This window comes from Arenimonas sp., assembly GCF_035312645.1.
Lineage (GTDB): Bacteria > Pseudomonadota > Gammaproteobacteria > Xanthomonadales > Xanthomonadaceae > Arenimonas.
In genome coordinates, this window is record NZ_DATGBO010000001.1 from 23,818 (window position 1) to 32,394 (window position 8,577).

Annotated in this window: 9 protein-coding genes; 7 read left to right on the forward strand and 2 right to left on the reverse strand. The window is 65.0% G+C overall.

All coding sequences use genetic code 11. The annotated features are described in order from the left end of the window. Positions 1 to 391 precede the first annotated feature (391 nt). From folC to VKM35_RS00120, 5 genes are all read left to right on the forward strand, one after another. Positions 392 to 1,654: a bifunctional tetrahydrofolate synthase/dihydrofolate synthase gene (folC, locus tag VKM35_RS00100; RefSeq protein ID WP_324317077.1), complete on the forward strand. Its 1,263-nt coding sequence runs from the start codon at positions 392 to 394 to the stop codon at positions 1,652 to 1,654. 52 nt (positions 1,655 to 1,706) lie between these two features. Further along, positions 1,707 to 2,786, forward strand: a complete 1,080-nt coding sequence (locus VKM35_RS00105) for an SPOR domain-containing protein (RefSeq protein WP_324317078.1) — start codon at positions 1,707 to 1,709, stop codon at positions 2,784 to 2,786. 41 nt (positions 2,787 to 2,827) lie between these two features. Continuing rightward, positions 2,828 to 4,297, forward strand: a complete 1,470-nt coding sequence (purF, locus tag VKM35_RS00110) for an amidophosphoribosyltransferase (RefSeq protein WP_324317080.1) — start codon at positions 2,828 to 2,830, stop codon at positions 4,295 to 4,297. 76 nt (positions 4,298 to 4,373) lie between these two features. Beyond that, entirely contained in the window at positions 4,374 to 5,189 is an 816-nt protein-coding gene (locus tag VKM35_RS00115; RefSeq protein ID WP_324317082.1) for a ferritin-like domain-containing protein, read from the forward strand. Beyond that, a complete protein-coding gene (locus VKM35_RS00120; RefSeq protein ID WP_324317084.1) occupies positions 5,186 to 5,902 on the forward strand; it encodes a hypothetical protein in 717 nt (238 codons plus the stop codon). The genes VKM35_RS00115 and VKM35_RS00120 overlap by 4 nt, the downstream gene beginning before the upstream one ends. A gap of 85 nt (positions 5,903 to 5,987) precedes the next feature. Here VKM35_RS00120 and lpxH read toward each other — a convergent pair whose 3' ends face one another. Together lpxH and VKM35_RS00130 are read right to left on the reverse strand one after the other, a co-directional pair. Further along, a complete protein-coding gene (gene lpxH, locus VKM35_RS00125) occupies positions 5,988 to 6,725 on the reverse strand; it encodes a UDP-2,3-diacylglucosamine diphosphatase (protein WP_324317086.1) in 738 nt (245 codons plus the stop codon). A 4-nt stretch (positions 6,726 to 6,729) separates the two neighbouring features. Further along, the gene (locus tag VKM35_RS00130) at positions 6,730 to 7,374 is read right to left on the reverse strand and encodes a peptidylprolyl isomerase (RefSeq protein WP_324317088.1); all 645 of its coding nucleotides are present in this window, start codon (positions 7,372 to 7,374) and stop codon (positions 6,730 to 6,732) included. Between the two features lie 109 nt (positions 7,375 to 7,483). On the opposite strand from VKM35_RS00130, the gene VKM35_RS00135 reads away from it, so the two are divergent. Both VKM35_RS00135 and gltX read left to right on the forward strand, forming a co-directional pair. After that, the gene (locus VKM35_RS00135; RefSeq protein WP_324317090.1) at positions 7,484 to 7,912 is read left to right on the forward strand and encodes a DUF4399 domain-containing protein; all 429 of its coding nucleotides are present in this window, start codon (positions 7,484 to 7,486) and stop codon (positions 7,910 to 7,912) included. Between the two features lie 60 nt (positions 7,913 to 7,972). Continuing rightward, a partial coding sequence (gltX, locus tag VKM35_RS00140) for a glutamate--tRNA ligase (protein WP_324317092.1) occupies positions 7,973 to 8,577 on the forward strand: 605 nt, incomplete at its 3' end.

The window sequence follows — 8,577 nt, forward strand, 5'->3', positions numbered from 1 at the left end:
CGACCATCCATGGCCGGCTCACAGTCTCCCCGTGGGTTTCGGAGCCGCGCTGATATTTCATCGCTACTCAACAAAAAAAGCCTGTCGTATCTCAAGAAGAACCTCGTCATTTCAGAGCGACGCCGGGACCGACGGGTTGTGTCCGTGAGCGGGCCAGGGATGGCCCGCGACGGTGAGTCGGCACAGGATGTGTCGACCGAACCGGCACGGACTCCCCGTCGGTCGCGGCGGCGCGGGTGCAGAAGCGGAAGTTGCGGCTGAAGCGGAAGCGGGAATTTCAATAGAGAACCAATCGCAGCAAGCACGCGTTCTGGGTGCGCATGGCTTTGCGGCAAACGATGTCGCGAGCAAGCTCGCTCCTACAAGCGGGTAGCTGCGGCATAATTCACGGATGCAACGAACGCTCGAAGAATGGCTCGACTACCAGCTCCGCACCCATGCCCAGGCGATCGCGATGGGGCTGGATCGTGTGCGTGAAGTTGCGCGGCGCTTGCGCATCGGCAAGCCCGGTCGCCAGGTCGTCGTCGTGGGCGGCACGAATGGCAAAGGCTCGACCGTCGCGTTCATCGAAACCATCGCACGCGCCGCCGGGCTCAGGGTCGGCGCATTCACCTCGCCGCATCTGCTGCGCTACAACGAACGCGTGCGCGTCGATGGCATCGATGCCAGCGATGTTCAGCTGATCGCGGCGTTCGAGCGCATCGAGGCCGCGCGCACCACGGCCGGCGAAGAAATCATTCCGCTCACCTATTTCGAATTCGGCACACTCGCCGCGCTGCTGCTGTTCGAACAATCCAACCTGGACATCGCCATCCTCGAGGTCGGGCTCGGCGGCCGGCTCGATGCCGTCAACATCGTCGATGCCGATGTCGCCGTGATCACCACCGTCGATCTCGATCATCAGGATTATCTCGGCCCCGATCGCGAAACCATCGGCGCCGACAAGGCCGGCATCCTGCGCGCCGGCAAGCCCTGCGTGCTCGGCGAAAAGGACCCGCCCTCGTCGGTGCTGCGCCACGCTTATGAAATCGGCGCGTTCGCGATCCGCGCGCATTCCGACTACCTGATCGACAGTCTGGAGCGGGGCTGGCGCTGGCGCGAGCCCGGTTTCGAGATCGACCTGCCGCTGCCGGCGCTGGCGGCGCCGGCGCAACTGGACAATGCTGCCGCGGCAATCGCCGCCCTGCGTGCGTTGCCGTTTCCGATCCCCGACGCGGCAATGATTTCCGGCGTGGCCGACGCTCGCGTGCCCGGGCGGCTGCAAAAGATCGGCGAGGCGCCAGAGGTGGTGGTCGATGTCGCGCACAACCCGCAGGCCGCGCGCCAGCTCGCCGATTGGCTTGTTCGCAATCCCAAACCGACGCACGCCGTGTTCAGTGCGTTGCGCGACAAGGACATCGAAGCCGTGGTCGCCGTGCTCGATCCGCAGATGCTCGACTGGACCGTGGCCGGAATCGGCGATGCCGGCGTTCGCGGAATGACCGGCGAGGCGCTGCGGCAGCGCCTGCTCATGCAGATTGCACCGGAGCGGATTCGCGCATTCGCCAGCGTTGGCGCGGCTCTTGCGGCGGCCCGCGCAGCCGCGCGGCCGGATGAACGGGTGCTGGTCTTCGGCTCCTTTCACACGGTCGCCGATGCCCTGACCAGCGGTTGACGGCGACGGCGACAGGCTATAATTCGCGCCTGTTCCCCGGCAGGCTGATCGCATGGAATCTCCGCTCAAACAGCGCCTGATTGGCGCCGCTGTCCTCGCCGCACTGGCGATCATCTTCCTGCCAATGCTGCTCAAGCGTCCCGACGTCAAGGCACCTGACGCCGCCGAAGTGCCGCTGAGCATGCCGGCCTCGCCCGACCAGAAATTCGAAACCCGTGAATTGCCGCTCGCCGGCCCCGATACCAATACGCCGCCCGGCGGCGTGCTCGGCATGGAGACCGCACCGCCATCACCTAGCAGCGTCGCTACTCCGGCGCTGACCGAAGCCGGCACCGATACCGCTACGCTTCCGACTCCCGACAAGCCCACTGCGACCGCGCCAGCTGCCACGCCGGCATCGACTCCGATTCCGATGAAGCCTGAAACGGCAGCGGTCGCCACGCCCAAGCCTGCTCCCGCACCGACACCGCCGCCGGCAAGCAAGCCCACCGTCGCACCGGCGCCGACAACGCCTGCTTCCGCTGCCGTCGCTGGCGGCAATTACGCCGTGAACATCGGCAGCTTCGGCAATCTCGACAATGCCAACGCGCTGGTCGCCAAACTTCGCGCCGCGAAACTGCCGGTCACCGCCGACAAGGTCGAGGTTGGCGGCAAAACCGCGATGCGAGTGCGCGTCGGGCCGTACGCCGATCGCGCCGCCGCCGAAGCCGCGCGCTTGCGTGCCGAAAGCGTCGGTGGTGGCAGCACGCAGGTCGTCACCCTTGACGCCGCGGCGAGCAAGCCGATGGACGCGCCGGCGGTCAAGCCCGTTGCTGCGACAGTACCCGCAACATCCGCCGCTGCTCCGAAGCCTGCGGCCACCGTGAAGCCTGTCGAGAAGTTGCCGCCGAACACCGCGGTCGGCTTCGCTGTGCAGCTGGCGGCGCCGAGCAACGAAGCCGACGCGAATGCGCTGCGTGATCGCGCCCGCGCACAGGGCTTCAGCGCCTTCGTGCAGCGCGTCGATACCGATGCCGGTGCGCGCTTCCGTGTTCGCGTCGGCCCGGTCGCGGATCGTTCCGCGGCCGAAGCCCTGCTCGAATCGGTCAAGCAGAAAATGGCCGCGACCGGCATCGTCGTCGCCAATCCCTGAGTAGCGATCCACGTTTCAGACCAGCGCGTCACGGAGTATTTATGTGCGGCATCATCGGAATCGTCGGCATCGCGGATGTCGCAGCGGCGCTCTATGACGGACTGACCGTCCTGCAGCATCGCGGCCAGGATGCCGCTGGCATCGCCACCGTCGACGGCAACAAGATCCGCCTGCACAAGGGCAACGGCCTGGTGAAGGATGTCTTCGACAGCGCGCACATGGAACTGCTCAACGGCCGCGTCGGCATCGGCCACTGCCGTTATCCGACCGCAGGTTCCGCCGGTTCCGACGAAGCGCAGCCGTTCTACGTGAACTCGCCGTATGGCATCGCGCTCGCGCACAACGGCAACCTGATCAACACCGAAGCGCTGCGCCGGGAAGTGTTCGAACAGGACCGCCGCAACATCAACACCGAATCGGATTCGGAAGTGCTGCTCAACGTGTTCGCGCACGAACTTGCCGCACAGGGTGCGTTGTCGCCGGCTTCGGCGATCGCCGCGGTCGCCGGCGTGCATCGCCGCTGCAAGGGCGGTTACGCGATCGTCGGCATCGTGCTCGGCCTGGGCCTGGTCGCATTCCGCGATCCCAATGGCATCCGTCCGCTGGTGCTGGGCAAACGCGAGACTGCTGCCGGCGTCGAATACGCGGTCGCTTCCGAATCGGTCGCGCTCGACATCCTCGGCTTCGCCCGCGTGCGCGACATCGCCCCCGGCGAAGCGGTGGTCATCACTTCGCGTGGCGAGTTGTTCGCGGAAATCTGCACGACCACCGGCACGCACACGCCCTGCATTTTCGAATACGTGTATTTCGCGCGCCCCGACTCGATGATGGATGACATCTCGGTGCACAAGGCGCGCATGCGCATGGGCGTGAAACTGGGCGAGAAGATCCAGCGCCTGCGTCCCGATCACGACATCGATGTGGTGATACCGATTCCCGACACTTCGCGCGACGCCGCGCTGGAAATCGCCAATCTCCTCGGCGTGAAATACCGCGAAGGCTTCATCAAGAACCGCTACATCGGCCGCACTTTCATCATGCCGGTGCAGGGCGAGCGCGTTAAATCCGTGCGTCGCAAACTCAATCCAATCCCGCTGGAATTCAAGGGTCGCGTGGTGTTGCTGGTCGACGACTCCATCGTGCGCGGCACCACGTCCGAGCAGATCATCCAGATGGCGCGCGATGCCGGCGCGCGCAAGGTCTATCTCGCATCCGCAGCGCCGCCGGTGCGTTTCCCGAATGTCTACGGCATCGACATGCCGGCGGCGAGCGAGTTGGTCGCGCACGGCCGCAGCGAGGAAGAAGTGCAGACGCTGCTCGGCTGCGACTGGCTGATCTATCAGGACATCGCCGATCTCGAAGCCGCAGTGTCCGGGCCGAAGCGCAAGCAGACCACCTTCGATTCATCCTGCTTCACTGGCGAATACGTCACCGGCATCGAGCCCGGTTATTTCGAGCGCTTGCAGCAGGCGCGCAGCGATGAATCCAAACTCAAGCGACGCGTGTCGTAGACGTTTCTTGTGAAGAGCCCTGTCGTCGCCAGCAAGGCAGTGGGTTCGATAGTTTCATCGGCGATGGCTTGCCGGCGTGACTGACTTGTTCCAGGCGTTGCAGGCAGCGTTGGATGCTGCCGATGTCTCCGAAAAATGTGCGTTGACGCATGCGCTGGCGGTGCGATTCGCTGCTGGCGAGTTGCAGGTTGATCAGTTGGCGCCTGCGCCGCGGCCGATAACCGCACCAGGGCGCCCGACCGCGCCAGCCTTGGTCTCGCCGCGCGACACGCCACAGCGTGGCCTGGGCAGTGTCGAAGGCCGCGCCGGGTTCCTGCATGCGATCGCGCATGTCGAGTTCAATGCGATCAATCTCGCGCTCGACGCCGCCTATCGTTTCCGCAGCATGCCCGAGCAGTTTTATCGCGACTGGGTGAGCGTGGCCGACGACGAGGCGCGGCATCACGCGCTGTTGTCGACACGCCTCAACGAGCTCGGTTTTTCCTACGGGGATTTCGGCGCGCACAACGGTTTATGGGAAATGGCGGAAAAGAGCGCCGATTCCTGCCTCACGCGCATGGCGCTGGTGCCGCGCGTGCTCGAGGCGCGTGGTCTGGACGTGACGCCAGGCATGATCCAGCGCCTGCGCGGTCTCGGCGACCACGCCTCCGCCGACATCCTCGAAACCATTTTGAGCGAGGAAGTCCGCCACGTCGCGATCGGCAGCCGATGGTTCGTCTGGTGTTGCGAGCGCGAGGGCCGCGAGCCGGAATCGACCTTCATCGAGTTGATTCGCGATTTCGCCAAGGGCGCGATCCGTGGCCCCTTCAATCTTCCGGCGCGTACCGCCGCCGGTTTTGCCGACAACGAGATGGCGATGCTGTCGGCGCTTTCCGGGAAAGTGAATTCATGAGCCTGAGATTTCTGTTGTTGCTGCTCGCTGCGCTGACGCTGTCGGCCTGTTCGTCGCCGGAAGGCGAAGGCAACGACCTGTCGGCCGCCGACCAGGCCAAGGCACAGAAGCTGCTCGCCGATTATCAAAGCGCCCGCGCCGCACAGAACTGGGAGCTCGCCGAAACCAAGGCCGATGAATTGCGCGGGAAATTTGCCGACAGCGCTGCGGCCTCTGGACTCGACGCCAGTTTGACGGATACGCGAAAGCAGGCGGCTACGGCGCGCGACGGTCATCGCCTGCGCGATCTCTGGGAATACCAGGCGGTCACCGTTGAAGCCGGCGGCGTGCAACGCAGCGCGACGATCTACAGCCGCACGGTGCCGGTTGAAGAAGGCGAGGTTGCACCGGTGGCGGATGCGCGCCTGGTGCTGCGCGATCATCCATCCTGGGGCCGCAGCGTCTATCTGCTGCTCGCGCAGTCGAAATTTTCCTGCGGCAAACCCTGCACGATGCGGATCGGTTTCGACGATGCCGAAGCGGCCAGTTGGACCGGCAAACAAGCCGATTCCGGCAAGGGCCCGGCGCTGTTCGTGGTCGACGAGAAACGTTTCGTCGAACAGATGCAAAAAGCCAAACAGGTACGCATCACCCTGCCCAAGGGCAGCGGCGCGACGCCGTCGCTGTTGTTCGAGGTTGGTGGATTCGATGCGGGGCGGTACGCGAAGCCTTGATCGCCCCCGTTTTCATGCCCCGACGTAGGAGCGACGCAAGTCGCGAATTACCGCACCTTGACGGAAATCGCGACTTGCGTCGCTCCTACAAAGCCAGCATCGCGAGATCGAAACCATCGGCGCTCGCGCGCAGCACCGAGCCCTGCGTGTACCAGTCGCCAAGCACGATGCGCTGGGCGCTGTGTCCGCCGCTGCGCAGGCTGTGGATCGCCGGGCGATGCGTGTGCCCGTGGATCAGTCGGATGACGCCGTAGCGCGTCAGTGTTTCGGTGACGGTATCGGCGCTGACATCGGTGATCGCTTCCAGCGCGTTGCTGGCCTTCAACCCATCCTGATGCTGCTGGCTGGCGGCACGCGCCTGCGCTGCAAAAGCCTGGCGGGCGGCCAGTGGTTGCGCGAGGAAATTTTCCTGCCAGGCGGGGTCGCGCACCTGGCGACGGAAGGTCTGGTAGGCGAGATCGTCCGAGCACAGCAGGTCGCCATGCATCAGCAGGGTCGGCTCGCCGTGCAGGGTGATCAGGCAGGGATCGGCGAGCAACTGCGCGCCGGTATCGGCGGCGAATTTCGCGCCGACGAGGAAGTCGCGATTGCCGCGCAGAAAATACACCGGTACGCCGGCGGCGATCAGATCGCGCAGGCCTGCACGGACGGCATCGATCAGCGGGCTGCTGTCGTCGTCGCCAACCCAGGCTTCGAACAGGTCGCCGAGGATGTACAGCGCTTCGGCAGCGCGCGCCTCGCTGGCGAGGAAGTCCAGAAACAGCGCGGTGATGTCCGGGCGTTCCGCATCCAGGTGCAGATCGGAAATGAAGAGCGTGCTCACCGGCTTACTCGGACAGGATCTGCGCGCGTTCGATCACCACCGGCGTCACCGGCACGTCGCCGTCGAACGGGGCTTTCGCCGCGGTCGGCACGATGCGGATCTTGTCGACGATTTCCAGTCCATCGATCACCCGGCCGAACACGCAATAGCCGCTGGCATAGGCCGGGCTGTCGGCGCTGTGGTCGAACTGGCGGTTGTCGACGGTGTTGATGAAAAACTGCGCGCCGGCGGAATCCTTCTCGCTGGAGCGACGTGCTGCGGCGATGGTGCCGCGCAGGTTGGACAGGCCGTTGTTGGCCTCGTTGGCGATCGGTGCGCGCTCGGGTTTCTGCTGCAGGTCCGAGGTGAATGCGCCACCTTGGATCAGCAGGTCGGCAATCACCCGGTGGAAGATCGTGCCGTTGTAGTGGCCTTCGCGCACATAGGCGAGAAAGTTCTCGACGGTGTGCGGCGCTTTCGCCGGGTAGAGCTCGATCACGATGCGACCGAGACTGGTATCCAGCGCAACGCGCGGGCCGGATGCGGCCGTGGCGGGCACATCAGCCGGCTTGGCGAGAGCCGTCGTCTCGTTCTGGGCGAGGGCGGGGAAGCTGAGGAATCCGGCGAGGATCAGGGCGAGGGCGGCGAGACGGCGGCGGGTCGGGTTCATGCGCGCATTTTAGCAGCGACTGCGACCATTGGCCGTCCACACCGACATAAGGTTTGCTCGTGTAGCTTGGCCTTGCCCCGGCCCACGGCCGGCAACCATGGAGTCGTTCATGTCGCCGAGAATCCTCAGTGTTTCCCTGCTCGCATTGGCGCTGGTCGGTGCCGCCCTCGCCAGCGATCTGCCGCGCACACCATCGCCGGCGGGCGCGCGGGTCTACTTCGAGAGTCCGCGCAATGGCGCGGTGATCAAGGGCGAGGTCACTGTGCGCTTCGGACTCAGCGGCATGGGTGTGGCGCCGGCGGGCACGATGGCTGCGAATACCGGGCATCACCACCTGATCATCGACTCGCCGCTGCCGCCGACCGACCAGCCCGTGCCCAAGGACGAAAAACACCTGCATTTCGGCATGGGCCAGACCGAAACCGTGCTCAAGCTCGCGCCCGGCAAGCACACGCTGCAATTGCTGCTCGCCGATGCCAATCACATTCCGCACGATCCACCCGTGGTTTCGGAAAAGATCACCATCACGGTGAAATGAGCGCGTCGGCGCGCCGGCTCCGGTAAAATCGCCGGTCCCCGTCACTCCGAGCCCGGCCCGATGACCTGCCGCACCCGTTTCGCTCCCAGCCCTACCGGCTTCCTGCACATTGGCGGCGCCCGCACGGCGCTGTATTGCTATCTGGAAGCGCGTCGCCGCGGCGGCCAGTTCGTGTTGCGGGTCGAGGACACCGATCAGGAGCGATCCACCCAGGAAGCAGTGCAGGCGATCCTCGACGCGATGGCCTGGATGGGTCTGGAGTACGACGAAGGCCCGATCTATCAGACCCAGCGTCTGGATCGCTACCGCGAAGTCGCGGAAAAAATGGTCGCCGACGGCAAGGCTTACTACGCTTACGAAACCCGCGAGGAGCTCGAGGCGATGCGCGAGACGGCGCTCGCCGCGAAAGAAAAGCCACGTTACAACGGCGCCTACCGTGAGGCCAACGCGCCGTTCCGCGACGACCCCAACCGCGTCATCCGCTTCAAGAATCCGCTCACCGGTTCAGTGGTGTTCGAGGACAAGATCAAGGGTCGCATCGAGTGGAGCAATACCGAACTCGACGACCTGGTGATCTTCCGTTCCGACGGCTACCCGACCTACAACTTCGCCGTGGTCGTCGACGACATCGACATGGCGATCAGCGACGTGATCCGCGGCGACGA

Excerpts from the sequence above, each read along its gene's own strand:
- folC (WP_324317077.1), top strand. The coding sequence starts at position 392 with ATGCAACGAACGCTCGAAGAATGGCTCGACTACCAGCTCCGCACCCAT.
- VKM35_RS00105 (WP_324317078.1), top strand. The coding sequence starts at position 1,707 with ATGGAATCTCCGCTCAAACAGCGCCTGATTGGCGCCGCTGTCCTCGCC.
- purF (WP_324317080.1), top strand. The coding sequence starts at position 2,828 with ATGTGCGGCATCATCGGAATCGTCGGCATCGCGGATGTCGCAGCGGCG.
- VKM35_RS00120 (WP_324317084.1), top strand. The coding sequence starts at position 5,186 with ATGAGCCTGAGATTTCTGTTGTTGCTGCTCGCTGCGCTGACGCTGTCG.
- VKM35_RS00130 (WP_324317088.1), bottom strand. The coding sequence starts at position 7,374 with ATGAACCCGACCCGCCGCCGTCTCGCCGCCCTCGCCCTGATCCTCGCC.
- VKM35_RS00135 (WP_324317090.1), top strand. The coding sequence starts at position 7,484 with ATGTCGCCGAGAATCCTCAGTGTTTCCCTGCTCGCATTGGCGCTGGTC.